This window comes from Mesorhizobium sp. P3_B5 (assembly GCF_056402815.1).
Map to the genome: position 1 here is coordinate 904,578 of NZ_JBFUGR010000002.1, position 25,648 is coordinate 930,225.

General features: G+C 59.0%; 21 protein-coding genes. 17 read left to right on the forward strand and 4 right to left on the reverse strand.

Annotation, left to right across the window (positions count from 1 at the left end; all coding sequences use genetic code 11):
* Positions 1-37: 37 nt before the first annotated feature.
* Both AC1DVW_RS09195 and AC1DVW_RS09200 read right to left on the reverse strand, forming a co-directional pair.
* A complete protein-coding gene (locus AC1DVW_RS09195) occupies positions 38-1,045 on the reverse strand; it encodes a phosphotransferase enzyme family protein (RefSeq protein ID WP_477322511.1) in 1,008 nt (335 codons plus the stop codon).
* An 11-nt stretch (positions 1,046-1,056) separates the two neighbouring features.
* A complete protein-coding gene (locus AC1DVW_RS09200; protein WP_477322663.1) occupies positions 1,057-2,340 on the reverse strand; it encodes an aspartate aminotransferase family protein in 1,284 nt (427 codons plus the stop codon).
* A gap of 212 nt (positions 2,341-2,552) precedes the next feature.
* Here AC1DVW_RS09200 and AC1DVW_RS09205 point away from each other — a divergent pair, with 212 nt between their 5' ends.
* From AC1DVW_RS09205 to maiA, 7 genes are all read left to right on the forward strand, one after another.
* Entirely contained in the window at positions 2,553-3,992 is a 1,440-nt protein-coding gene (locus AC1DVW_RS09205; RefSeq protein WP_126070438.1) for an APC family permease, read from the forward strand.
* Between the two features lie 161 nt (positions 3,993-4,153).
* The gene (gene hmgA, locus AC1DVW_RS09210) at positions 4,154-5,494 is read left to right on the forward strand and encodes a homogentisate 1,2-dioxygenase (RefSeq protein WP_477322513.1); all 1,341 of its coding nucleotides are present in this window, start codon (positions 4,154-4,156) and stop codon (positions 5,492-5,494) included.
* 65 nt (positions 5,495-5,559) lie between these two features.
* Positions 5,560-6,576 (forward strand): fumarylacetoacetate hydrolase family protein, encoded by a 1,017-nt coding sequence (locus tag AC1DVW_RS09215; RefSeq protein WP_477307805.1) that lies wholly within the window; start codon positions 5,560-5,562, stop codon positions 6,574-6,576.
* A 59-nt stretch (positions 6,577-6,635) separates the two neighbouring features.
* On the forward strand, positions 6,636-7,586 hold the full coding sequence (locus AC1DVW_RS09220) for an MBL fold metallo-hydrolase (protein WP_126070435.1): 951 nt from the start codon (positions 6,636-6,638) through the stop codon (positions 7,584-7,586).
* A 32-nt stretch (positions 7,587-7,618) separates the two neighbouring features.
* Entirely contained in the window at positions 7,619-9,238 is a 1,620-nt protein-coding gene (locus AC1DVW_RS09225) for an FAD-dependent oxidoreductase (protein WP_457154282.1), read from the forward strand.
* Positions 9,235-9,438 (forward strand): DUF2783 domain-containing protein, encoded by a 204-nt coding sequence (locus tag AC1DVW_RS09230; protein ID WP_126070434.1) that lies wholly within the window; start codon positions 9,235-9,237, stop codon positions 9,436-9,438. Before AC1DVW_RS09225 ends, AC1DVW_RS09230 begins: the two co-directional genes overlap by 4 nt.
* A complete protein-coding gene (maiA, locus tag AC1DVW_RS09235) occupies positions 9,435-10,070 on the forward strand; it encodes a maleylacetoacetate isomerase (RefSeq protein WP_477322515.1) in 636 nt (211 codons plus the stop codon). The genes AC1DVW_RS09230 and maiA overlap by 4 nt, the downstream gene beginning before the upstream one ends.
* A 349-nt stretch (positions 10,071-10,419) precedes the next feature.
* Here the strand turns inward: maiA and AC1DVW_RS09240 are convergent, their stop codons facing one another.
* A complete protein-coding gene (locus AC1DVW_RS09240; protein WP_477322517.1) occupies positions 10,420-10,692 on the reverse strand; it encodes a hypothetical protein in 273 nt (90 codons plus the stop codon).
* Between AC1DVW_RS09240 and AC1DVW_RS09245 the strand changes: the two genes are divergently transcribed.
* The 5 genes from AC1DVW_RS09245 (at position 10,685) to AC1DVW_RS09265 (ending at position 17,458) form a co-directional block, all read left to right on the forward strand.
* A complete protein-coding gene (locus tag AC1DVW_RS09245) occupies positions 10,685-13,132 on the forward strand; it encodes an FAD-dependent oxidoreductase (RefSeq protein WP_477322519.1) in 2,448 nt (815 codons plus the stop codon). The two genes, AC1DVW_RS09240 and AC1DVW_RS09245, sit on opposite strands and share 8 nt — an antisense overlap.
* Entirely contained in the window at positions 13,129-14,190 is a 1,062-nt protein-coding gene (locus AC1DVW_RS09250) for an NAD(P)-dependent oxidoreductase (protein ID WP_457154830.1), read from the forward strand. The genes AC1DVW_RS09245 and AC1DVW_RS09250 overlap by 4 nt, the downstream gene beginning before the upstream one ends.
* Positions 14,191-14,194: 4 nt before the next feature.
* Positions 14,195-15,481, forward strand: a complete 1,287-nt coding sequence (locus AC1DVW_RS09255; protein ID WP_477322521.1) for an aminotransferase class III-fold pyridoxal phosphate-dependent enzyme — start codon at positions 14,195-14,197, stop codon at positions 15,479-15,481.
* A complete protein-coding gene (locus AC1DVW_RS09260) occupies positions 15,481-16,500 on the forward strand; it encodes a phosphotransferase enzyme family protein (RefSeq protein WP_477322523.1) in 1,020 nt (339 codons plus the stop codon). The genes AC1DVW_RS09255 and AC1DVW_RS09260 overlap by 1 nt, the downstream gene beginning before the upstream one ends.
* A gap of 178 nt (positions 16,501-16,678) precedes the next feature.
* Complete coding sequence (locus tag AC1DVW_RS09265) at positions 16,679-17,458, forward strand: IclR family transcriptional regulator (RefSeq protein ID WP_477322525.1); 780 nt, start codon at positions 16,679-16,681, stop codon at positions 17,456-17,458.
* Positions 17,459-17,468: 10 nt separating this feature from the next.
* Here AC1DVW_RS09265 and AC1DVW_RS09270 read toward each other — a convergent pair whose 3' ends face one another.
* A complete protein-coding gene (locus AC1DVW_RS09270; RefSeq protein ID WP_477322527.1) occupies positions 17,469-18,260 on the reverse strand; it encodes an SDR family NAD(P)-dependent oxidoreductase in 792 nt (263 codons plus the stop codon).
* Positions 18,261-18,684: 424 nt separating this feature from the next.
* Here AC1DVW_RS09270 and AC1DVW_RS09275 point away from each other — a divergent pair, with 424 nt between their 5' ends.
* From AC1DVW_RS09275 to AC1DVW_RS09295, 5 genes are read left to right on the forward strand one after another with little or no spacing between them, the layout of a single operon-like run.
* Positions 18,685-20,070 (forward strand): aminotransferase class III-fold pyridoxal phosphate-dependent enzyme, encoded by a 1,386-nt coding sequence (locus AC1DVW_RS09275; protein ID WP_457154909.1) that lies wholly within the window; start codon positions 18,685-18,687, stop codon positions 20,068-20,070.
* The gene (locus AC1DVW_RS09280; RefSeq protein WP_477322529.1) at positions 20,070-21,599 is read left to right on the forward strand and encodes an aldehyde dehydrogenase family protein; all 1,530 of its coding nucleotides are present in this window, start codon (positions 20,070-20,072) and stop codon (positions 21,597-21,599) included. The genes AC1DVW_RS09275 and AC1DVW_RS09280 overlap by 1 nt, the downstream gene beginning before the upstream one ends.
* Entirely contained in the window at positions 21,596-23,281 is a 1,686-nt protein-coding gene (locus tag AC1DVW_RS09285) for a thiamine pyrophosphate-requiring protein (RefSeq protein ID WP_457154291.1), read from the forward strand. The genes AC1DVW_RS09280 and AC1DVW_RS09285 overlap by 4 nt, the downstream gene beginning before the upstream one ends.
* Positions 23,282-23,324: 43 nt before the next feature.
* On the forward strand, positions 23,325-24,374 hold the full coding sequence (locus tag AC1DVW_RS09290) for an ABC transporter substrate-binding protein (RefSeq protein ID WP_126070422.1): 1,050 nt from the start codon (positions 23,325-23,327) through the stop codon (positions 24,372-24,374).
* A gap of 60 nt (positions 24,375-24,434) precedes the next feature.
* Positions 24,435-25,646: an ABC transporter permease gene (locus AC1DVW_RS09295; RefSeq protein WP_477322531.1), complete on the forward strand. Its 1,212-nt coding sequence runs from the start codon at positions 24,435-24,437 to the stop codon at positions 25,644-25,646.
* Positions 25,647-25,648: the final 2 nt, after the last annotated feature.

Here is a 25,648-nt window from a genome sequence, read left to right on the forward strand (position 1 = left end):
CTAAGCCACCAAATTGCAGAAGGAACCGCGTTCAAGATCACCAGCCTGTGCCAAGATAGTCGTCCGCAAGACCGTATGAATCGTCGAGGTAGCGTGACAAGCGTGCGCCATTGTCGGCCAATTCCGGGCGTTCTCCGATCCATCCAATGTACGTAAGACTACGCAGAAGCAGGAAGAGCGGCAGCAGCGATTCGGAACGTTCAGACAGTTCCCTGCTTTGCCTATAGCCATCGAGAACCGCCTTCTTGATTGCCGGGTAGTGGGGCTCCTTGCGGTTGCGCAATAGCGTCGTTGCGATATCGAAGACACGCCACCCGTAACCGGAGTCATCGAAATCTATGAATTGGACGGAGCTTGGCGTCACCAGGACGTTCTCCCTGACGAGGTCTGCATGGATCAGGCCGAAATCAAGGTTCTGGACGCGCTCGAGTTTGGACGACAAGATACCGCGAAGCCTACCGAGTTTGTTTTGGTCTGCCACCGACAGAGCGTCGAAATCCCAGAAACGTCCCCATAGAGGGGTCTCCCCGAGCAAACCGTCCTTGTCCCAGGATGGACGGTCGAAAGCATCGCCACATACCCAGGCGTCGCTGATGTTGTGGAGATCGGCCATCTTGTTGCCGAGGGCGCTGAACAAACGAACGAGATCTTGCGGTTCGTGCTCAAGCATCACGCCCGATTGGCCCAGCGGCGCTCCGGAGAGCCAAGACACGATGTCGGCGTTCTGTTCGGGAAAGTCCACGCTCGACGGCAGCGCTATATAGTCGCCGCCGTTGAGAGTGGGGAGGGGCGTCGGGACCTCGATTCCGCCTTGCCTCAGCACCTTCATCCACTGCAGCTCCGAACCAAGGGCCGCGGCGCTGTGGTATCCAGGACGGTGGAGCCTCAGGACCGCGGGGCGCCCGTCCGAAAGTGCAATCCTGAAGACTGCATTCTCACGGTACTTCAGAAGCTCCGGCTGCTGGGGCGAGAGTCCCCAGTGAGCGAGTGCTTCCTTGGCTCTGAGTGAAAGACGTGCAGATAGCGCCTCGGAAATGTCTCCCACGACAAATCTCCCTAGAGCGCTGTCAGCACGTCATCGAGGGTGCCGATCAACAGGTCGGCATTTTCCGTAGTGAAGGGCATCGGCGGGCGGATTTTCGTCGCGCACTGGTGGATGCCGAGCTTGCCCATCAAAACCCCGCGCTTGCGCATTTCGTTGATGAGCCGCGTTGCGAGTTCAGGCGCGGGCGTCTTCTCCGCCCTGTCGAGCACAAGTTCCGCCCCGAAAAACAGTCCGCTGCCACGCACGTCGCCGATGACGGAATGCTTTTGCGCCAACCGCACGAGGCCGTCCTTGGCATATTTGCCGACGTTTTTTGCGTTTTCGACCAGTTTCTCGGTTTCCAGCACCTCGAGTACGGCCATGCCCGCAGCACAGGAAACCGGATTGCCGCCAAAGGTGTTGAAATATCGAAACGCCTTGCGGAATGCGTTCAGGGTCTCCGATCCCGCCACGACGCCAGCAATGGGATGTCCGTTTCCCATCGGCTTGCCCAGCGTGACGACATCGGGAACGATGCCGGCGTGCTGATGTCCCCACATGTTGTCGCCAGTCCTGCCAAACCCAGGTTGGACTTCGTCGGCAATTAGAAGACCGCCAGCCTTTCGCACCGCTTCGGCCGCTCCCGTCAAGAATCCCTTGGGCAAATCGGGGAAGCCCTCGTTCGCGAAGAACGGGTCGACGATCAAAGCCGAGAACCCGTGTCCGCTCTCGTCAAGCGAACGGATCGCCTTCTCTACCTCAGCGGTGAAAGCAGCTGCAAACGGTTCGCCCGCAACCCCACCCAGTGGCCGGTAACTGTCGGGTGCTGATACATGACGGACATGGCCGCCATAGCCTCCGACAGGTGGCATACGTGTCGACAGCTGGGAAACGGCGGTCGTGTTTCCGTGGTAGGTGAAGTCTGTTGCGATCACCCCCGTCTTTCCTGTGACGGCTTGTGCCATCCGAAGAGCGATGTCGTTTGCCTCGCTACCGGTACAGGTCAGGATTGCGGCATCCAGCGAATCGTCGAAGTAACCCAAAAGTCGTTCTACGTAGTTCAGGATGCCTTCGTGGATATACCGGGTGTGTGTGTTCAGCGTTGAAGCTTGTCGGCAGATCGCATCCACTACATACGGGTGGCAATGGCCGACATGGGGCACGTTGTTGTAGCAGTCTAGATAACGCTTGCCGTCCGCGTCCCACAGCCAGACACCCTCTCCGCGGACGAGATGCACAGGATTCTCGTAGAAGATCGAGGTGTTCTTTCCGAGCAATTTCTCGCGCCTGGCGAGCAGAGTCTGCGTGTCGTCCATCATCCAGCCTGTTGTGGTTTGTTCGACCATCGGTTCATTATTGTATCCATCAGATAGATTATCGGTCCGAGGCTTGATCGATGTCAAGTATGCCGTCGCAAAATAGCGTCGCTGCAGGCCGGTTGACATTTCCAAAAAAAATCACATGATAAAGAACCATCGGTGATAATAATGAACCAATGACGCCGATGAACTCTAGAAGGGGAAGTTGGATGTCAAAGGAACAAACCTCGGCTGATCGTGGGCTGCGGGCAGGGACACTGGGAGCAGCGGCCATCACGTTGATGGTGGTGTCTGCCGTGGCCCCGCTCACAAATATGGCGGGCGTCTTGCCCGTCGCCATTCTCTTCGGCAACGGCACGGCGATCGTCCCGGCCTTCATGCTGATGATGATACTGGTACTGATTTTCTCGGTGGGCTACGTGACGATGGCCCGCCATGTGCACAATGCGGCTTCGTTCTACACCCTGATTACAAGAGGACTAGGAAAGACCGCCGGCGGAGCGGCCGCCATTGTGGCGCTTCTCGGCTACAATTGCATGCAGATCGGCATGTCGGGGATGTTCGGCCCTGTCTGCACCGATCTGGTCAAGACATTCACCGGTGTCACGGTGCCGTGGTGGGCATTCAGTCTTTGCGCGTCGGCTTTGATCGGGATCCTTGCCTATCGACGCATAGACCTTTCCGCGAAGGTGCTCGGTATTCTCGTCATCGCCGAATTCGCGGTGGTTTTGATCCTTGACCTGATGATCGTCTACAAAGGCGTTCCTGGTGGGTTCAATCTCGCCCCGCTTTCGCTGTCGGGTATGCCAAGCACGTCCGCACTGGGTGTCACATTCGTGTTTGCCTTCGGCTGCTACATCGGCATTGAAGCCACAACCCTCTACAGTGATGAGGCGAAAGATCCGAAGCGGACCATTCCGCTCGCCACATACGCGGCAGTCCTCCTGATCGGCGTTTTCTATTCCATCTCGACCATCTGGATCGTCGAGGCTGCGGGCACGTCAACGATTGTCACCCAGCTGCAGAACATCGGCGACCCGATCCAGTTCGTGTTCAACATCGCAAATCAATATGTCGGCAACTGGCTGGCTGTGTTGATGCGCGTGTTGTTCGTGACCAGTGTTTTCGCTTGCCTGCTGGCCTTCCACAATCATGTCGCCCGGTATTTCTACTTCCTCGGCAAAGAAGGTCTTGTGCCGGCCTGGCTCGGCCGCACTCATGACACCTATCAGAGTCCTCATCGCGCCACGATCGTGCAGACGGTTATCGCACTCGCGGTGATCTCGGTCTTCGCCATCGCAGGCCTCGATCCGCTACTTACCCTGTTCGCATGGATCGCGAACGTGGCCGTCATATGCATCATCCTTCTGATGCTCGCGGTCTGCCTCGCAGTCATAGCATTCTTCAACAAGAACCCGGAACTGGAACCGAACCAGCCGATCAAGACGAAGATCATGCCTGCTCTTGCTGCTGTAGGCTTTGCTGCCGTGGCATACTTCGGCATTAGCGGTTTCGACATCCTCACGGGCACTCCGGGCCCGTTGGCTGTCGCGCTGCCGTCCACGATCCTGGTGGCTGCCGTCATCGGGGCGGTGAGGGCAATGATGCGGCCTGGAGCCGTCGCACGGTTAAACGCCGACAGAGTGTAACAACTTCAAGACAAGACGAGAGGGCTCGCCTAATCGGCTGGCCCTTTCGACCTCAATCGCGCCGCCTGCCAGCCCAGGTGCGACCGAGCCCTGATTGGTTCCAAACGTGACGGTTGGCAACGCTACCAGATTAGAATTTTCGCGGAACGGAGGTTTCGAAAATGGCCCAGGCACCGATACACCGCGCAAACACTCCAAAATACATGCCGGGCTTCGGTAACGACTTCGAGACGGAGTCTCTTCCGGGCGCGCTGCCGCAGGGCCAGAACAGTCCGCAGAAGTGCAACTTCGGACTCTATGCCGAGCAGTTGTCAGGCTCGCCCTTTACCGCCCCCCGTGGCACGAATGAGCGATCCTGGCTCTACCGCATCCGCCCCAGCGTGCGGCACACGCGCCGGTTTTCCAACGCCAGCTACCCGTTCTGGAAATCGGCGCCGTGCCTCGATGATCATTCCCTGCCGCTCGGCCAATTGCGCTGGGACCCGATCCCGGCCCCAACGGAAAAACTCAACTTTCTTGCCGGCATTCGCACCATGACGACGGCCGGCGACGTGATGACCCAGGTCGGCATGGCGGCGCATGCCTATGTTTTCAATGACGACATGGTCGACGATTATTTTTTCAATGCCGACGCCGAACTGTTGGTTGTGCCGCAACTCGGCGCCATCCGGGTTTTCACCGAAATGGGCATCATTGATGTTGAGCCTTCCGAGATCTGCCTGATCCCGCGAGGCATGATGTTCAAGGTCTCACGGCTCGGCGAGGGATCCGATTGGCGCGGCTATATCTGCGAAAACTACGGTGCCAAGTTCACCCTGCCGGATCGCGGCCCTATCGGGGCAAACTGCCTCGCAAACCCGCGCGACTTCAAGACGCCGGTCGCTGCCTATGAGGACAAGGAAACGCCATGCCGCGTGAATGTGAAATGGTGCGGCAAATTCTATGTCAGCGAAATCGGGCATTCGCCGCTCGACGTTGTTGCCTGGCATGGTAACTACGCGCCGTTCAAATACGACCTGCGCACCTTCTCGCCGGTCGGCGCGATCCTGTTCGACCATCCCGATCCATCGATCTTCACGGTGCTCACGGCGCCAACCGAGGAATCGGGAACCGCGAATGTCGATTTCGTCATCTTCCCGCCTCGCTGGTTGGTGGCCGAGCACACGTTCCGCCCACCTTGGTACCATCGCAATATCATGAGCGAATTCATGGGCCTCATCGAGGGCCAATACGACGCCAAGGAAGAAGGCTTCGTACCGGGCGGCATGAGTCTGCACAATATGATGCTGCCGCATGGCCCGGATGCCATGGGCTTCGAGAAGGCATCCAGCGTGGAACTGAAGCCGGTGAAGCTAGACCACACCTTGGCCTTCATGTTCGAGACCCGGTATCCGCAGCAGCTGACGCGCTACGCCGCCGAGCTCGAGACTCTGCAGGATGACTACCTTGAATGCTGGGATCACCTGGACCGGAAATTTGACGGAACCCCGGGCGTCAAATGATGCCTCAACTACGCATCAATTCATGAATCCTGATGCCACGTGGTGAAGAAGGACGGTTTGGCGGAATGAAACTCGCAACGATCAAAGACACAACCAGGGACGGAAGGCTTGTCGTCGTCTCAAGGGATCTAAGCCGCTGTTGCGAAGTCGGTCATATCGCGCGCACTGTTCAGGCAGCCCTCGATGACTGGCGAAATGCTGCTCCCCGACTTCGAGAGATCGCCGAGGGCCTCGAGGCAGGTTCGCAACCCTCTACGCCGTTTTATGAAGGTGACGTCTGCTCGCCACTTCCGCGTGCTTACCAATGGGCTGACGGCTCGGCTTACGTCAATCACGTCGAGTTGGTGCGAAAGGCCCGCAACGCCGAGATGCCGGAGAGCTTCTGGAGCGATCCTCTGATGTATCAGGGTGGCTCTGACAGCTTTCTTGGCCCTCGCGATCCCATCGTCATGGCCGACGAAGCTTACGGGATCGACATGGAAGGTGAGGTGGCCGTGATTGTGGATGACGTCCCAATGGGCGTGTCCGTCGATCAGGCCGGTGAAGCCATCCGCCTTGTAATGCTGGTCAATGACGTCTCTTTGCGTGGTCTCATTCCCGCGGAGTTGGCCAAGGGCTTCGGCTTTTTCCACTCAAAACCCTCGTCCGCTTTCTCGCCAGTGGCCGTGACGCTCGACGAACTCGGGAGCGCCTGGAGGGATGGGAAACTACACCTCCCCTTGCTTGTTGCCTTGAATGGCGAACCGTTCGGCAAAGCCAACGCGGGCATCGACATGACCTTCGACTTTCCTCAACTGATCGCCCATGCCGCCAAGACCCGGCCGCTCGCCGCAGGAACGATCATCGGCTCGGGGACCGTGTCCAACAAGCTGGACGGCGGCCCCGGCAAACCTGTGTCCGAGGGCGGCATGGGGTATTCCTGCATCGCAGAGATCCGCACTATCGAGACTATTCAGAGTGGCGCCCCGAAAACCCCCTTCATGAAGTTTGGCGACACGGTGCGTATCGAGATGAAGGACATGGCAGGACAGTCGATCTTCGGTGCGATCGAGCAGAGCGTTCAGAAACGAGTTCAAACCTGAGGCGAGGTTACCGCCTTCCTCCACCAGCTCTCTACGAGCAAAAACAAGGAATTTTGACTATGGCAAAAGCATTTGCTTCGCAGGGCGACCTTGCGGAAAAGAAGATTTCCTTCACCGAAGTCGGTAAGGACCTCTGGGCGTTTACGGCCGAGGGCGATCCGAACACCGGTGTGATTATCGGCGACGACGCCGTGATGATCGTCGATGCGCAGGCCACCCCACGGCTCGCCGGCAAGGTTGTCGAGAATATCCGCCGCGTCACCGACAAGCCGATCAAATATGTCGTGCTCTCGCACTATCATGCTGTCCGGGTTCTCGGTGCCTCCGCCTACAATGCGGAGCAGATATTCATGTCGGAAAAGGCGCGCGGGATGGTCGCCGAGCGCGGCAAGGAAGATTGGGATTCGGAGTTCCAGCGCTTCCCGCGCCTATTCCAGGGACACGAAAGCATTCCGGGCCTGACCTGGCCAACCATGACCTTCAAGGAGCGCATGACGGTCTATATGGGCAAGCGCCGGGTCGACCTGATGCATCTTGGTCGCGCTCACACCGCGGGTGACATCGTAGCCTATGTCCCCGACCAGAACGTCATGTTCACGGGTGACATCATCGAATATCACTCTGCTTGCTACTGCGGCGATGGTCACTTCAGCGACTGGCCGGCAACGATCGAGGCGATCCGTGCATTTGACGTCGACGCGATCGCGCCGGGGCGCGGCGACGCGCTGACCAGTAAGGAGCTGGTGAAAAAGGCTCTCGACAACACTGTCGACTTCGTGCGCTCGACCTATCGACCGATCGCCCGCGTTGCCCAGGGCGGCGGCACGCTGAAGGAAGCGTGGGACGCCTGCCGAGCCGAGTGCGACCCGAAATTTGCCGCCTACGCGATCTACGAACACTGCCTGCCATTCAACGTCGCACGCGCCTACGACGAAGCGCTCGGCATCGACACTCCACGGATCTGGACCGCCGAACGCGACCGCCAGATGTGGGACGCCCTGCAGCGATAAATGCTGTCGAAAGGTTCGATTGGGAGGCACACATCACCAAGATCTTCGAAACACCGCTCTATCCCTACCGGCGATCGTCTGACCAGGACGCCGAGAGACCCGTGCGCCGCCCTGTCGCCATCGTCGGGGCGGGGCCTGTGGGCCTTGCTTTGGCGATCGACCTGGCCAGTCAGGGCATTGCCGTCGTTGTACTCGACGACAATGACAAGGTGAGCTTCGGTTCGCGCGCCATCTGCTTTGCCAAGCGCTCGCTGGAAATCCTGGATCGGCTCGGCTGTGCGGCTTCGATGGTGGAGAAGGGTGTGCAGTGGAGCGTAGGCAAGGTGTATTTCGACGAACGACAGGTCTTCGAATTCAACCTGTTGCCCGAGGGCGGTCACAAACAGCCGGCTTTCATCAATCTCCAACAATACTACCTCGAGCAGTATCTCGTTGACCGTGCCTGCACGCTGGAGGCGGAAGGGCGACCGATCGAGCTGCGCGGCAAGAATCGCGTGACAGGCGTCAATGATACCGGAAACGGTGTCCGTGTCTCCGTCGATACGCCGGATGGCCCGTATGATCTGATCGCCGACTGGTTGATCGCCTGCGATGGCGCAGGTTCCCCCGTGCGCAAGGCACTCGGCCTCGATTTCATCGGCAGGATCTTCGAGGACAACTTCCTGATCGCCGACATCGTTATGGAAGACAGTCCTGCTTTTCCGGTTGAGCGCCGCTTCTGGTTTGATCCGCCCTTCAACCGCGGCCAGTCCGCGCTTTTGCACAAGCAGCCTGACAATGTCTGGCGGGTCGACCTGCAGCTTGGCTGGAACATCGACAAGCAAGCGGAATCGACGCCGGCAAAGGTGGTCCCGCGGTTAAAGGCGTTTCTCGGCGAGCACGCGCAGTTCGAACTCGACTGGGTCTCGATCTACACGTTCCAATGCCGGCGCATGGAAAAATTCCGCCATGGTCCGGTGATCTTTGCCGGCGACAGCGCGCATCAGGTCTCGCCCTTCGGCGCCCGCGGCGCCAATTCGGGCCTGCAAGACACTGACAATCTTGCCTGGAAGCTCAAGCTGGTGATCGACGGCAAAGCGCCTGCGAGCCTGCTGGACAGCTATGACGCCGAGCGGGTGCAGGCAGCTGATGAAAATATCCTCAATTCGTCGCGCTCGACAGACTTCATCACGCCGAAGTCCGAGACCAGCCGCCTCTTCCGCGACGCCGTGCTCGATCTTTCAGAGCACCTTCCAGCCACGCGCCCCATGGTCAACTCAGGCCGCCTTTCGGTTCCATCGACCTATGACGGCTCTCCGCTGAACGGGCCCGATTGTGACGGTTTGCCGATGCAAACCCGGCCAGGTTCGCCGGCTGTGGATGCGCCTGTGGGCGGAGGCTGGCTACTCGACCGCCTTGGTGGCGGCTTCCAGCTTCTTACCATCAATGCCGGAGCGCCTGAGATGCTGGACATCGACGGCATTCCGATCGAACGCGTCGTCGTGGCCGCGACCGGCGACGACACCGAGGCTTTTCGCGCACGTTGGCTCGGGACCGCCACGAGCGCCGTTTACCTGCTTCGTCCAGATCAGCACGTCGCTGCCCGCTGGCACGCATTCGACGAGACAGCGGTTCGGAGTGCGTTGCTGAAAGCCATCGGGAGATTGCGATGACGGCACTAACAACCATGCCCAACATAGCTCGACCCGACGATTTCTATGCGGAACTGCTCGACGCTCATGAGGGGTTGAGCAAGGCTGAAAGCGATGCTTTGAACGCCCGTCTTATTCTGCTGCTCGCCAACCATATCGGTAACCGAATGGTGCTGAGTGAAGCGCTCAAAACTGCGTTACACTGCGGCAAACCGACGTGAGCGACATCGTTCTCTACGACTACTGGCGCTCGTCTGCGAGCTACCGTGTGCGCATCGCGCTTAACAGCATCGGCCTCGCTTATCGAGCAGTCCCCGTAAACCTCCTGGACAAGACCCATAAATCGCGGGACCATCTGGCACGCAATCCGCAAGGTCTCGTACCCGTGCTCGACATCGACGGCGTGATGCTGACCCAGTCGCTGTCGATCATCGAATATCTCTGCGAAACCCGCGAGGCCACGTTGCTGCCGAAAGATGCGCCCGGCCGCCAGCGCGTTAGGGCTCTCTCCCACGCGATCGCCATGGATATTCATCCTGTGTGTAACATGGGCGTCTGCGCCCATGTCGTGGAACTCACTGGAGGCGGCGACGCAGTCCGCACTGCTTGGATGCGTAAGTTCATCGGGGAGGGGCTTCGCGCGTTTGAAACCCTGCTCACGCATCCGTCAACTGGCAGATTCTGTCATGGAGACAGCCCGACTATGGCAGATTTCTGCCTTGTGCCGCAGGTCTACAATGCTGAGCGATGGGGTGTCGATCTCAAGGACATGCCCCGCATTCGGGCCATCGATTCCACTTGTGCGCAACTGCCAGCCTTTCGCGCGGCCCATCCGGAAGCGGTAAAGACATGATTGCGAAAGTTCGCCCCGTGCACCTAGGGCGACCACTTGAACGCCAGCTCACGACATAAAAAGCAGCCCGATAGCCTTCCCATGAAGGCCGGTGCCGCGTCGGTCGCGGGCGCGCTGTCACAGGGCCAGAACTGAGCCTCACCAAAAACTTCTCCGGACCGGTGCGTCCGATTTGGCCTGCTTCGCCGGTTTCGGCGTTGGCAATCCAGCGCTTTGCAATTCTTCGCGTAAACACCGAACTGACATCGCATTGCTGGTCTGACTTCGCTTGCGCCGAGTTCTATCGGACGTCACCGCCGGCCGCAGGCTGACGAGCCTGATAGCCGAGGCCGTGCAGAGGCACTCTGGGTCAACGGCTTTGCACGACGGTCCAGCCTTCAATCGGCTCCTTCACTGCTGGACGGGCATTGACACTCGCGTTTGCGCCGGAAATAGTAGTGAAACGGCGTTGCGATATAATCAACGATCTACGATCGTATCGAACAAGCGTCTCGTATGGACCGATAGGCGGCAAGACAAACGCGGAGGGCTGATGCCTGAAGGCGATCACTTTTACATCTTGTTCGAGCTTATCCAGATCGGCTTGGAAGCCGCTTTTTGAGGGGAGAAAGTCAGTGTCCAAGCAAATTCCCGCACGCGCCGATGTCGTAATTGTCGGGGGTGGAATCGTCGGAACCTCGATTGCCTACCATCTGCCGAAGTTCGGAAAACGTGACGTCGTCTTGCTGGAGCGCAAGAAACTGACATCCGGAACGACGTGGCACGCGGCCGGCATTGTCGGTCGACTGAGGCCATCGCGATCAATGGCTGATTTAGCGAAATATTCGATAGATCTTCTGCGCCGCCTCGAAGAAGAAACCGGGCAGTCCACAGGATTCAAGCAGAATGGCGGCTTTATGATCGCCCTCGACGAAAATCGGCTGGAACTCCTGAGGCGCTCCTCTTCCTATGCCCAATATATTGGCGTTCTGGCCCCCATGGTGACGCCAGAAGAACTTCAAGAGGCGTGGCCGCTTCTGAACATTGATGGCATCCTAGGGGCGCTTCATATTCCCGAAAATGGTCAGGTCAATCCTGTGGACTATACCATGGCCCTGGCCAAGGGCGCTCGCCAAGGTGGCGTCAGCATCTTCGAGGATACAAATGTCACTGGACTCCTCAAACGCGGCGATAGGATCGTCGGCGTCGAGACTGAAGACGGGCAGATCGAGGCGAACACGGTTGTTCTGGCCTGCGGCATGTGGACTAGGGAACTGGCGCGCAAGGTCGGCGTGGCTGTGCCGCTTCACGCGGCCGAACACTTCTACATGGTTACGGAACCGATCGCCCAGCTCGACTCAAAAACGCCCGTTCTGGTGATTTCGGAAGAACGATCTTACTACAAGGAGGACGCAGGCAAGCTGCTTGTCGGAATTTTCGAGGAGCGTGGCAAGGCATGGGCCACGCACGGCATTCCGGAGGAATTCGAGTTCGATAGTCTGCCGGGGAACTACGAGCACTACGAAAACGAACTTGCCATGGCAACAAAGCGCGTGCCGCGTCTAGAAAGCGCTGGTGTGCAGACCCTTTTCGTCGGGCCGGAGAGTTTTACCGCAGACGGCCGCTATCTCATAGGGCCGGCCCCCGAGGTCAGCGGATTATTTGTATCAGCTGGCTTCAATTCCAGCGGCATTATGTCATCAGGCGGCATGGGCAAGGTCGTGGCGGAATGGGTTGCCTCAGGCAACAGCCCGGTCGATATGCATGCGTTCGCCCTTACCCGCACAATGCCATTCCAAGCCAATCGGCACTTTATGGCCGAACGAGTGACCGAGTCGATTGGCATCTGGTCAAACATGCCTTGGCCCGGCAAGCAAATGAAGAGCGCTCGCGATGTGCGTCGGATGCCATTGTACCATGAACTGAAAGCGGCTGGTGCGCGCTTTGGTGAGCGCGTCGGCTGGGAAATTCCGCTTTGGTACGCACCCAGGGATTCCAGCGAGTTCCGATACAGATTGGGACGTCAGGATTGGTATCCGTTTGCGCGCGAAGAAAGCCTGGCTGTCCGCGACAATGTCGCGCTGATTGACCAATCGGCCTATGCCAAATTCCTCATCTCCGGTCCGGATGCACTCCGCGATCTCAACAGGCTCTGCGCAAACGAAATCGACGCACCGGTCGGAAAAGTGGTTTACACAGCTTGGTTGAACGAGAAGGGTGGGTTCGAGGCGGATCTCACGGTCACAAGATTGGCCGAGGATCGCTTCCTGGTCATTTCTGGTTTCGCCGATCAGAGGATCGATCTCGCGTGGTTGGATGCTAATTTGCCGAAAGGCGCGGCGACTGTCGTTCAGGATGTTACGAATTCTTTTGGTCTCTTGGCTATAATGGGCCCCAAGAGCCGGCAGTTGCTACAGAGTCTGAGCGATTCTGACCTTTCGAACGAAGCCCTCAATTTTGGGTATTCCGACGAAATCAACCTGGGACATGTAACAGTTCGCGCTTCTCGCGTGACCTTTGTAGGCGAACTCGGCTATGAAATCCTGGTGCCTACCGAGATGTGTGGCTATCTCCACGACCTGATCGTTGGAGCAGGTGCCGGCTTCGGATTGCGCTATGCCGGACTCTATGCGGTAGCGGCGTGTCGCCTGGAGCGCGGATATCGCCTGATGGGCTTGGACATCACTGCCGACGAAACACCGGTTGAGGCCGGTCTCGGCTTCGCGGTGGGCTGGCACAAGGTGGGCGACTTTATCGGCCGGGAAAGGGTCGAGGCGCAGCGGGGACGCCCCCCAGAATCTCGGCTCGTTCAGTTCGCCTTGGAAGGCGACGACGCACCGATCCTGATCGGCAACGAGATCATCTGGCGCAACGGCGATCGGGTGGGCACCATCACCTCTGGTGGCTGGGGCTTTCGCATCGACCGATCGCTCGGCATGGGTTACGTATTCGCCCCCGGCGGTGCTTCTGCTGATTGGCTGAAACAGGGAAGCTTCGAGATCGAGGTGGCAGGTGCGAAGTTTCCTGCCGTGGCTCAATTGGCTCCATTCTACGATCCGACTGGCGAACGGACACGTATGTGAACCCCCAGATGCCACGTTCGAGTAAGATAGAACCGTCGCGATTTGTGGTCGCAGTGCCGGAGAGCGCGATTCTGCGCGATGCACTCGATCATGCTCGAGCGATGGTGAAATCCGCTGGCCACGAAGTGGTTTCACCACGATCGCCGCCGGAAGAGTGGGGAGACCTCACCGCCCGCGTCGACATTCTGGTGCTGACGCCGCGCGGTCGTTTCCCGGTCGCCTTGATGAAGAAGGCAGCGAGGTTAAGAAGCATTGTTTTTCCGACGATCGGCGTCGATCCACTCGACGTCAAGGCGGCAACGCTCGCCGGCATAGCGGTCGGCCATGGAGCACCGGCTGAGAGTGTCTACAGCATGGCGGAAGCAACGGTGATGCTCATTGCGAGCTTGATGCACCGTGTTGCAGAAAAGCAAACGGTGTTGATGAATGGAAGTTGGCGCGAGCCGTTGGTGCTTGGCCGTATGCTACGAGGAAAGACAGTAGGGCTGGTCGGATTTGGCCGCATCGGTCGAGCGGTGGCTGAACTTTTGGCGCCGTGGCAGGTGAGAATCCTTGTCGCCGACCCCGCAGTGACGGATGCCAACCTGGACGCGACCGCAGTGCCTCTAACAAATCTCCTTCGTGAGAGCGATGTCGTATCACTCCACATGACGTTGACCGGTGCCAGTCGTAGCTTGATTGGGAGAGATGAACTTGCTCTGATGAAACCAGGCGCCGTGATCGTCAACACGTCACGAGGCGCATTGATCGACGAAGATGCGCTGGCAGACGCGCTGCAGGCAGGTCGCCTCGGCGGGGCGGCAGTTGACGTCTTCGCAATCGAACCCCTGCCAGCCGAAAGCCGGCTGCGTCATTGCGCCAACGCAATCCTCACGCCGCATAATGCGGGTCACACCGTTGAACTGATGCGCGCACTTACGGAGTCCTTGATCGACAATCTGCACGAATTGCTGGCCGGTAACCCTCCGCGCCATATGTACAATCAAGAAGTCGCTGCCAATTGGCAAGGGCGCTTCGGCTCTGCAGCGCCCAAACTGCATACAACCGTTGACAGATAAGAACATGGTCCAGCAATCCGATCTGGTGGCGCGGCGCGCCAAACTTTTGGGGGCCAAGTCTCAGCTCTTTTACGCCAATCCGATCCACCTCGTGCGCGGGGAGGGTGTTTGGCTTTTCGACTCGGACGGCAGGCGCTATCTTGACGCTTATAACAATGTGGCCCATGTCGGCCATTGTCATCCGCATGTGGTAGAGGCGATGCATCGACAGGCGTCGCTGCTCAACACCCACACTCGCTATCTACACACGACCATTCTCGACTATGTCGAACGTTTGACAGCGACGTTCGCTCCGCCGATTTCGACAGCGGTTCTTGCGTGTACCGGCAGCGAGGCGAATGATATCGCGCTACGAATGGCGCAAGCTGTTACCGGGCGCCTGGGCGTTATCGCTACGGACGCGACGTATCATGGAAACACCGCCGCGGTCTCACAGCTAAGCACGCGCATGCCGCCGATCGGCGGCCATGCTCAACATATTCGGCTCGTACCGGCACCGGATAGCCTTAGGCCAGGGGATGGGCAGGAAGGTGAGCGGTTCGCTGCCGACGTCCGCGAAGCCATCGCGTCGCTGCAGGCCGCTGGAATAGGCATGTCGGCCTTGATCGTGTGTCCGATGCTGGCCAATGAGGGATTTCCAAGTTTGGTCAACGGCTTCTTCGATGGCGCCATCGAAGCCGTGCGCTTGGCTGGTGGATTGGTGATCGCCGACGAGGTGCAACCTGGATTTGGTCGCACAGGCACGCATTTCTGGGGCCACCAGCGCGTCGGCTTCCTGCCTGATATCGTAACCATGGGCAAGCCGATGGGTAATGGCCACCCCGTTGCCGGCGTTGCGACATCTGAAGCGATTTTGGCATCGTTTCGCGAGGCCTTCCGCTACTTCAACACTTTCGGCGGCAATCCAGTGTCGTGTGCGGCAGCCAACGCGGTGCTGGACGTGCTAGAGGGCGAGAACCTCATCGACAACGCACAGCGAGTAGGTGAAGCGTCGCTGGCACTGATGCGCCCCTTGACCGAAAGTCATAAGTGCGTCGGCGATATCCGAGGTACGGGGCTGTTTTTCGGGCTGGAGTTGGTCCGTAACCGCGCTATCCGCGACCCAGCGCCTGACTTGGCGACCGCCGTCGTCGATGAAATGCGCGAACGTGGAGTTCTGATAGGCAAGACCGGCATTCACGGCAACGTTCTAAAAATAAGACCACCAATGCCTTTTGGCATTGAGAATGCGACATTCCTCGTTGGTATCCTTGATGAGGTTCTTGCCGACCTTGCCTGCGAGGCGCTCTGATGACCGGGCATCAGAACAACGCCGATGAAGCCGTCGCGATGAAGGATCTGGCTCGTCAGGCGCTGATAGCCTGGGGGGTCGAAGACTGCGATCCAGTATTGCTCAAATACCGGGAGAACGTGGTTTTTCGTGTCGTCATGCCAAGTGGCCTGCCTGCGGCATTGCGTATCCACCGGTTTGGCTACCATTCCGACGCCGCGTTGCGATCGGAGTTGCAGTGGATGAACTACCTGCAAGCCAGTGGCATCCCGACGCCCCGGCCGATTGCAGCTTTGTCGGGTGAGTTGTTCGTGCATGCTCGGACGGAGGCTTCCTCTCAGTCGCGACAAGTTGACTGCATGTCCTGGGTGGAGGGGCGGCCGCTTGGCCAGAGTGGCGTCCCGCTAAACATGTCAGGTGACGAAGCGAAGCGTTCTTTCTCAGCCTTGGGACGCACGATCGCGCGGATGCACAATCTGACTGAGGCGTGGCCTCTTCCCCGTGATTTTGAAAGGCACGCATGGGACTTCGGAGCTTTCTTCTCCGAAAATCCATTGTGGGGGCCTTTTACCAACTCGCCTCTGCTCGATCATGCCTTGCGTGACCTCGTATGGAAATCTCGCGAAAAGGCGATGGGTGCTTTAGTGGGTTTCGAAAAAAGCGCCAGGACTTTCGGATTGATACATGCAGACCTTGTGCGCGAAAATATTTTGATGAGCGAGGACCACTCGGCCCAAGTCATCGATTTCGATGATTGCGGCTTCGGGTGGCGTATGTACGACGTTGCGGTGAGCCTCTATCAGAATCGAGAGGATCCGCTCTTTGACGTCATCGAATCCGCATTGCTGGAGGGGTATGCCTCGGAAAGGACGTTGACAGCGCGTGACATCAAGGCATTGCCATTGTTCACCGCCTTACGCGCTTTTGCAATGATAGGGTGGATGCAAAGTCGAGCCGACAGCGATGCGGCGCGTGAGACCGGAGCCAGAATGTCAAAGAAAGCGGCCGAAACGGCAACTTGGTATTTGGATCATGAATAGAAACGACAGGTTGGTTCGCATCGCGGTCATATTGGTTTGTGCGGCTCCGTCCGCACCGTGCCTTTTTCAAAGCCTGCTATTTCCAACCGCGCGCTCCTGGTCCCATCGCACCATTGCAGCTACTTGACCGAGAGGTTGCGAGGGGACTAGTCACGAGGAGCATTTAAGTCAGGGCGCTATGAAAACGGCAAAGCTTACGATCCGATTGCTTCGAGAATTTAGTGTTCAGCATCCCGAACTCGGGGTCAGCGAACTCGCTCGCCGGCTGGTGCTCGACAAGGCGACAATACATCGACTCCTGCGATCGCTGTGGGAAGAAGGCATTATTGAGCAGAATTTGGCGACCAAGAGGTACCGCCTAGGGTTGGCGATTTTGGATTTGGCGGCTTCGCGTCTTCAGGCTCTTGGCTTTGTTGAGCTCGCCGCAGGCGAGATGCGCAGCCTTCGCGAAGAGGTTGGTGAAAGCGTTGGCCTACATGTACGAGATGGCCGCGATATGGTTTGCGTACACTATAACGAAGCGTCACACCCGCTGACTGTTCGTTTCACTTTGGGTGAGCGATCACCGGTCCACGTCACGGCGACAGGGCTCATCAGTCTCGCGGAGATGTCGGCGCAAGATTCGGCGAGCGTGGTCGAGGAGGCAGCCCGCGCATATCCGGCATTTCCCGCGCCAGACATCAACGATTTTTCGGAGAAGCTGGCCAAGGTACGGCAAGAGCAGCTGTCAGTTGCCGACCAAAGTTACCAGAAAGGCGTGCGGGGAATTGCGGTTCCTATTCGCGATGGGGATGGTTCGCTGGTTGCCACGCTTAGCATACTTGCACCGGCCAGCCGGCTCTCGACAGTGGAACTGCTCAAGCACCGATCAGTGTTAACTGAAACGGCCCGGAGAATTGGTCGTAAAATTCCAGTCGGAATGGAGGTGTTGGCGGCGAACGCGGTGCAGACGTCCTAGTTAAGGCTTTCTAGACAGCGCTTCTACCGCCTTCGCAAGGTAAAATAGCGCCCGTCGTCCAGCGCGATTCATCCGACAACAGGAATAGCGCTGCGCGAGCCATGTCCTGAGGGTGCGCGACATAATTCATCGGGAATGCCTCTGCGAGTTGCTCGCGATCCTCTTCAGATGGCTTCCAAGCATCGAACATTTCCGACCGCGTCGGGCCAGGTGCGATGGCGTTGACGCGAATTCCATCACGGGCATAGTCAAGCGCGGCGCAACGCGTTAGCGCGGTCAAGCCCCACTTGCTGGTAGCGTAGATGCTGTTGCCGGCGGCGCTGATCATGCCAGCAATGGACGAGGCATTGACGATCGACCCACCTCCTGATTGAAGCATAGCTGCGGCCTCGTGTTTCAAGCAAAGGAACACGCCACGCAGGTTGGTTTGCATGACCCGATCGAATTCCTCCACTTGTGCCATGTGAATTGGCATCCGCGCGCCGCTCACTCCTGCACAGTTGAAAGCGCCATCCAGACGACCGAAACGTTCTAATGCGAAGCGTACGGCGTTCTCCACGGACACTTCATTACATACGTCACAGGCGACCGCGGCAGCCTGCAATCCCTCGGCACGCAATTTGGACATAGCGTCTTCAACACGTTCGGTACGTCGGGCCGCTGCTACGACTTTGGCGCCTTCCCGAGCGAAGAGCTCAGCCGCTGCTGCGCCAATGCCGCTCGAAGCGCCCGTTATGAAAATGACCTTGCCTTGCAGTCGCGTGTAGCAAGTCTCAAGTGGCGGTGGATTGAGATATCCCAAAGAGTTCCTCCTATTTTGGTTCTGTCGCTCGAACCACCCGAACCAGCTTTGCTGGTGCGGCACTCCTGGCGTTGATTTCGCGAGAGAATGCTCGCGGCAGCCGATGCGTTGGCGCACTACGCCGGTGATGGTGTGAACTCCTGTTGATACGGCGTTGACTTATTATCAATGACGTCACGCGCGCAGAATGTAAATCATGCAATTGTTTAGGGAAAACTTCAGGCGTTCAGCCGGCATGAACGCCGTTCGCATGACGGTTTGGGATTTCGCCAGATAGCAGCGCAGCCCCTAAGCCGAGCCCGTGGCAACTCGCCCGACAAAGTGGGTTCGATCCCCCGCCAGCTTTGTTGACATGAACTGCTTTTGACCATAGCGTATCGATATCGACACCAGTGTTGATTTATTTGAAACGAGACATGATGCGATGAGCCCGGAATTCAAAAACTATGCTGCCTTCATCAAGGCCAACAACGCGCGGCACATCCTGCATCCGATGATTTCGCCTCAGGAGACGGCCAGGTCGGCGCCGTTGATCATCAGCAAGGGCAAGGGCGTGTTCGTCGAGGACATCGACGGACGGTCCTATCTCGATGCGGTCGGCGGTCTCTGGAACGTCAACATCGGCCATGGGCGTGAGGAAGTGAAACACGCAATCGTCGAGCAACTCGACCGCATCGCCTACTACACAACCTTCGGCAAGACCTCGAACCCGCCGCAGATCGAACTGTCGACGCGTCTGAGTGAAATGCTTGCGGCCGAGCAGATGGCCAAGGTGTTATTTTCATCCGGCGGCTCGGACGCAGTCGAGACCGCGCTCAAGCTCGCGCGCCAATATCACAAGCTGACCGGGCAGCCGGAACGCACCAAGTTCTTCTCGTTGAAATACGGCTATCACGGCGTCCATTTCGGCGGATTGTCGGCCGGCGGCAATCCGCCGTTCCGGCAGGCTTTCGAGCCGCTGATGCCAGGTTTCTTTCAGGTCGACAGTCCATTCCTGTACCGCAACCAGTGGACGACCGACCCGCAGGAACTGGGACGGATCTGTGCAGAGCAGCTGGAGCGTGAAATCGTCTATCAGGGCGCCCATACCGTGGCGGCCGTGATCGCCGAACCGATCCAAGGTGCTGGGGGCGTAATTGTCCCCCCAGAGAACTACTGGCCATTGCTGCGCGAGATCTGCGATCGTCATGGTGTGCTTTTGATCGCCGACGAGATCGTCACCGGCTTCGGTCGCACCGGCGAGATGTTCGGATGTCGGCTCTGGGGCGTAAAGCCCGACATCATGTGTTTCGCCAAGGGCATCACGGCAGGCTACATTCCCCTGGGCGCAACAATGGTCAGCGCCAAAGTCGCGGCGGCGTGGGACAACCCGGCCAATCCCGCACCGATCATGCATGGCTATACCTATTCTGGCCACGCGCTGGCCTGTGCGACGGCGACCGCGGTGCTGGACATCGTGGTGCGTGAAAAGCTTTCTGAAAACGCAGCCGCGCGGGGAGTTGAGCTCATGGACGGGCTCAACGCCGTTGCAGAGCAGTCGACGATCATCGGTGATGTGCGCGGCCGCGGGTTGATGGTGGGCGTGGAACTGGTGCGCGACAAGGATACCAAGAAGTCTTTCGGGCCTGCTGATCCAGAGATGAGGGTTTTTGCCGAGACCTGCCTCACCAAGGGCGTCATCGTTCGGGTCATGGCCAGCAAGGTTATACTGTCGCCGCCGCTGACGATCAACGCCGAGCAGGTCACGACCATCGTCGAGACGATCGGTCAGGCAGTTGCCGCCGTAGAGCGGGTCCAGAAAGCCGCTTGATGAACACGAACCCCGATTTTCAACAACGCATCAATGCGGAAGCCGCCAAGTCCCTTTCGCCGGCCATGTCATTCGTGGACGGAAAGTCCTGTGAGGCCATTAGCGGCCAGCGCATGGACAGCATTTCGCCAATCGACGGGCTGAGACTTACCGATTTTCCCGAAGGCGACGCGGCCGATATCGATGTCGCGGTTGAGTCGGCGCGGCGGGCCTTCGCGGGCCGGCGCTGGGTCGGGCTCGGTCGGCGCGAACGCAAGAAAATCCTCCTGGGGTTCGCCGATCTGATCGCCCAGCATCAGTTCGAACTGGGTGTTCTGCAATCCAGAGACATGGGCATGCCGGTCGGGATGGCCATCAATATGGATGCCGGCGAAGCTGCCGGCACCATCCGCTGGTATGCCGAGGCGCTCGACAAGCTCAGCGATGAGATGCTGCCGATCTCGGATCGCGAGACCGGGCTCGTCGCCAAGATCGCGCTCGGAGTCGTCGGCGTCATCGTTCCATGGAACTTCCCGTTGATGATCGCAGCCTGGAAGTTGGGTCCGGCGCTGGCCAGTGGCAATTCCGTAGTCCTGAAACCAGCCGAAGACGCCTCGCTGGCGATCATCCGGCTCGCCGAACTTGCCAGTGAAGCAGGGGTACCGGACGGCGTTTTCAATGTCGTGACCGGGCGCGGCGAAAAAGCAGGTCGCGCGCTTGCACTCCATCCCGACGTCGACGCGATCGCTTTCACCGGGTCGGGCCGGGTGGGCGGACGGATTCTACGCTACGCAGGCGAAAGCAATCTCAAGCGGGTCAGTCTCGAATGTGGCGGCAAGACCGCCAACATCGTGCTGGCCGACGCACCGGATCTGGAAGAGGCCGCCCAGACCGCCGCTCGCGCTATCTTTCGCAACCAGGGACAAATCTGCAATGCACCGTCCCGCCTCCTGGTTGATGCCGCCATTCACGATGACTTCGTCAAGCGCATCACGGAAATCGCCGCAACGCTGAAGACCGGGTCCCCGCTTCATCTAGGCAATGATCTCGGCCCGGTGGTCAACGCTCGGCAGCTCGATGGCATTACCCGGGCAATCGCTGTTGCCGAGGGACAGGAGGGCGTGAGCCTGATGCTTGATGGACGCAAGGCGCAACGGCCTTCCGAGGGCTGCTTTATTGGACCGACGATCGCCGTCGGTGTCGAACCCGCCTCGAAGCTGGCGCAGGAGGAAGTGTTCGGGCCGGTGCTCGCCGTAATGTCTTTCACGTCGCTCGATGAAGCCATCGCGATCGCCAATGGCACACGCTACGGCCTTGGTGCCGCTGTCTGGACACGTGACATAGACAAGGCACTCCACGCCAGCGAGCGCCTGCATGCCGGCAGCGTCTTCGTCAACGCCGCCGGAGGCGTGAACATCGAAATGCCGTTCGGTGGCTTCAAGGAGTCCGGCTTCGGTCGCGATCGCTCGCTGCACGCCTTCGACAAGTTCACGGATATCAAGGCGACGCTCATTCGCCGTTCTGCCCGCGCTGTCGGAGCCGTCGTATGATCGTCGCCACGCAACCGGTGAAAGCGACGACTGCAGCCACGGCCTTTCTCGAAGCATTGAAGCGGCGTGGAGTCGACTACCTGTTCGGCAATGCAGGAACGGATTTTGCCGCGATCATCGAGGCCTATGCGACGCATCCCCAGCCATCCGCCCTTCCTCGACCGATCACCGTGCCGCACGAAAATCTTGCGGTGGCCATGGCGCACGGCGCCTATCTTGCCACTGGCAATCCGCAAGCGGTCATGGTGCACGTCAATGTCGGGACGGCTAACGCAATCTGCGGGCTCATCAACGCCTCTCGCGAACAGGTGCCGCTCATCCTTTGTGCCGGCCGCAACCCGATCACCGAAACGGGTTCCCTGGCTTCGCGCAACGCTTTCATCCACTGGGCTCAGGAGATGTTCGACCAGGGCGCCATGGTTCGCGAGGTCGTCAAATGGGACTATGAGCTACGTCGGGCAGATCAAACCGACCTTGTCGTCGACCGGGCGATAAGCATTGCCACGGCCCATCCACGTGGTCCGGTCTATCTCACCTTGCCGCGCGAGACCTTTGGCGAACCCGTGTCTGTTGAACCGGGACGGACTTCACCACAGGTGGCGCCGCCCGCTCCTGACGAGAACGCCATCAACATTGCTGCAAAATGGCTGGCTGAAGCGAGGCGTCCACTCATCGTGACCGGCGCGCTTGGTCGTGAGGCGCGCGAACGCCAAGCATTGGCGGCCTTTGCCGGAGCCCACTCGATTGCGGTGGCGGCGCACCGCCCGCGCTTCATGCCGCTTGATATTGATAATGCAAGCTTCGTTGGTTTCGAACCCGGGCCCTTGGTTGAGGAAGCCGACCTGATCATCGTTGCGTCCTGCGACGTGCCGTGGATTCCCCTGCATCACAGTCCTGGTGCCAGGACGCGCGTGATCCACCTGGCCTTCGATCCGAACTTCTCGCGGTATCCCGTGCGTGGATTTCAGGCTGACCTGGCGATCGATGGCGATGTCGCCACAGCCATGCGTTTGATCCAGGCCGCAAGCCACGCCGAAGCAGATGTGGTCGAGGAAAGGATTGCCTGGCTCGATACCAAGCGGACTGCGTTCAGGACCCTGAGAGAACGAGCCGTAGCCGACGTCGAACTGCCAAGCTATGCTCAAGTGGCACGTTGCCTGGCCGACGTGTCGGGCGAAGGCGACACCATTCTCGCCGAGACGGCATTCCCGACTGAGCTTCTCGCACTCGATGGCGGTGGCGGCTATTTTGGCGCGCCAAGCTCCGGCGGTCTTGGCTGGGCACTCGGCGCGGCTCTGGGAATAAAACTGACCGCGCCGGAAAGACGCGTCATCAGCCTGGTTGGCGACGGCGCCTACATGTTCGGCAACCCGACCCCTGCCCATTTCGTTTCCCGGGCAAATCAATTGCCGACGCTGACCATCATAATGAACAACAGCATGTGGGCAGCCGTTCGGCGCGCCACGCTGTCCGTCTACCCGGACAGCGAAACCAGATCGAACAGAAATGCGGTCTTCACGTATCTCGAGCCAAGTCCCGAATATGAAAAGATCGTCGAAGCATCCGGCGGCTACGGCGAGCGGGTCGAGCAGGCGAAAGACCTGCCGGCAGCGCTTCGCCGTGCCCTGCATGCCGTAGAGCAGGAGGGACGTCAGGCCGTCCTCAACGTGTTGGTTGCCTGAACATAAAACCGGGGAATACTCAACAAAACGGAGGACTAAAAAAATGTTCAAATCTCACATCAAGGCACTGTGTCTCGGCGCCGCTCTGGTCACAGCCACCGCCCTAAGTGTCAGTGCTCAAGAAAAGCAGATCACCGTCGCCAACTTCGGCGGTCTCGTTCAGGACATGGTCCGGGAGCTCTATTTCAGCCCCTTCGCGGCCACTGGCGTGAAGCTGGTGGAAGACAGCCGTGACTATGGCATCGGCGTCATCCGCACCCGCATCGAAGGGGGCAACAACACGTGGGACGTTGTTGCCGCGGAAGATGTCGAGGTGATCCAGGGATGCCAGGAAGGGCTCTTCGAAAAAATCGACTACAGCAAGATCAAGGAAGCCGCCAAGCTGATCCCGGATGCCAAGCTCGATTGCGGCCTTGGTGAGGTCCTCTACAACATGTCGATCGCCTACGATCCCGCCAAGACCTCAGAAGCACCTCAAAATTGGGCCGACTTCTGGAACGTCAAAAAATGGCCTGGCAAGAGATCTCTCTATCGCGACCCACGCGATACGCTGGAGGCAGCGCTGCTTGCCGATGGAGTTGCGCCGGCCGACGTCTACAAGACGCTCGCCACGCCGGAAGGCCAAGATCGCGCCTTCGCCAAGGTCAAGGAACTGATGCCCAACATCATCTGGTGGACCAATCCGGGACAGTCGCGGCAGTTTCTGGCAAGCGGCGAGGCGGTGTTCATTGCCACCTACGACAGCGGTATCAACGCCACCAATCTCGGCGAAGGGCTTAAGAACAAGGTCGTCAACAACAATTCGATCCGCCACATCGACTACTGGGCGATCCCGAAGGGGGCGAAGAATCTCGATACGGCCTATAGCTTCCTGAATTTCGCGACCGAAGCGGAGAGACAGGCGCAACTGGCATCCAAGATGGGGATCTCGGTTCCGAACACCGATGCTCTGCCCTTGGTCAAGCCGGAAGTGCTGCCGTTGTTGTCGGCCAATCCTGACAACATCAAGACGGCGATCCAGTCCAATGCAAGCTTCTGGCTGGACAATTACGATGCGCTGAACCAGCGCATGACGACCCTCATCGGCCAATGATAGAATGACACAGTATGGGCGCCTCCACAGGGTGCCCATACTGTGTGCATGTTCGGTTTCATGTTTACCAACCTCGCAAAGATAGCGGCCCCTCTCAGGCGGCTCGGGAACGCGCAGGCCCTTATCCTGGTCGCGCCGCTGTTCCTTTTCCTGCTCGTCACGTTCTTCGTGCCGATAGCGGCGACGCTGTGGCAGAGCGTTTCGGATCCGCTGGCCCGCCAGGCACTTCCGCGCACGATTGCCGCTCTTGGCGAGTTCGACGGAAGTTCGCTGCCGGACAGCCCAGCATTCGCCGGCTTGCAGCACGACCTAAAAACCACCGCTCCGGAAACACTGGCCAAGGCAGCCGTCCGCATCAATTCGGATCTGCCGGGTTTCCGGTCACTTCTGTTCAAGACGGTCACCGCCGTGTCGGCCGAGCCCGCTACGCTGACGGGGCCGGACTTCGTCGCCATCGACGCGCGATGGGGCCAGATCGCGACGTGGGCGGCAATCAAGCGCGCCGGCGGTCCGCTGACGGACGCCAACCTACTTGCCGCGCTCGACTTGAAGCGCACCGATCAGGGCGCTATCGCCAAGGTGGCGCCTGACAAGGCGCTTTTCGTCGGCATGCTTGTCCGTACGGTGGTCATGGCCGCCTGGGTGACACTCATCTGCCTGATCGTCGGCTTCCCGCTCGCCTATTTCATAGCCAGCTCACCGCCACGGCGGGCCGGATTTCTGATGATCTTTATTCTCCTGCCGCTGTGGACATCCATACTCGTGCGAACCCTGTCCTGGACCGTCCTCCTGCAACGCGAGGGCATCGTCAACGCCGTGCTTGCGGGGCTCGGTGCAGGTGGCGCGCCGTTCGACCTCATGTTTAACCGTATGGCAGTCTATGTCGGAATGACGCACATTCTGCTGCCGTTCATGGTCCTTGCCATCTTCAGCGTCATGAAAGCGTTCCCCGACGGCTATCTGAGGGCGGCATCCTCGCTGGGTGCCAAGCCGTTCACGGTGTTTCGCCGCGTCTACCTGCCCCTGGTTATGCCTGGCGTGGTGTCCGGCTGCCTTCTCGTCTTCATCCAGGCTCTCGGCGCCTATATTACGCCGGTGCTGCTCGGCAATCCGAACGACCAGACGATCGCGCCGATCATCGCCTTTTACGTGACGAAGAGTTCCAATTGGGGGCTGGCTGCAGCTCTCTCGCTGATACTCCTTGTAGCAATCGTGCTGCTGTCCAGCGTCTATCGCTCGATTGCTGGCGGCAAAACAGTCGGGGTGGTCTGACC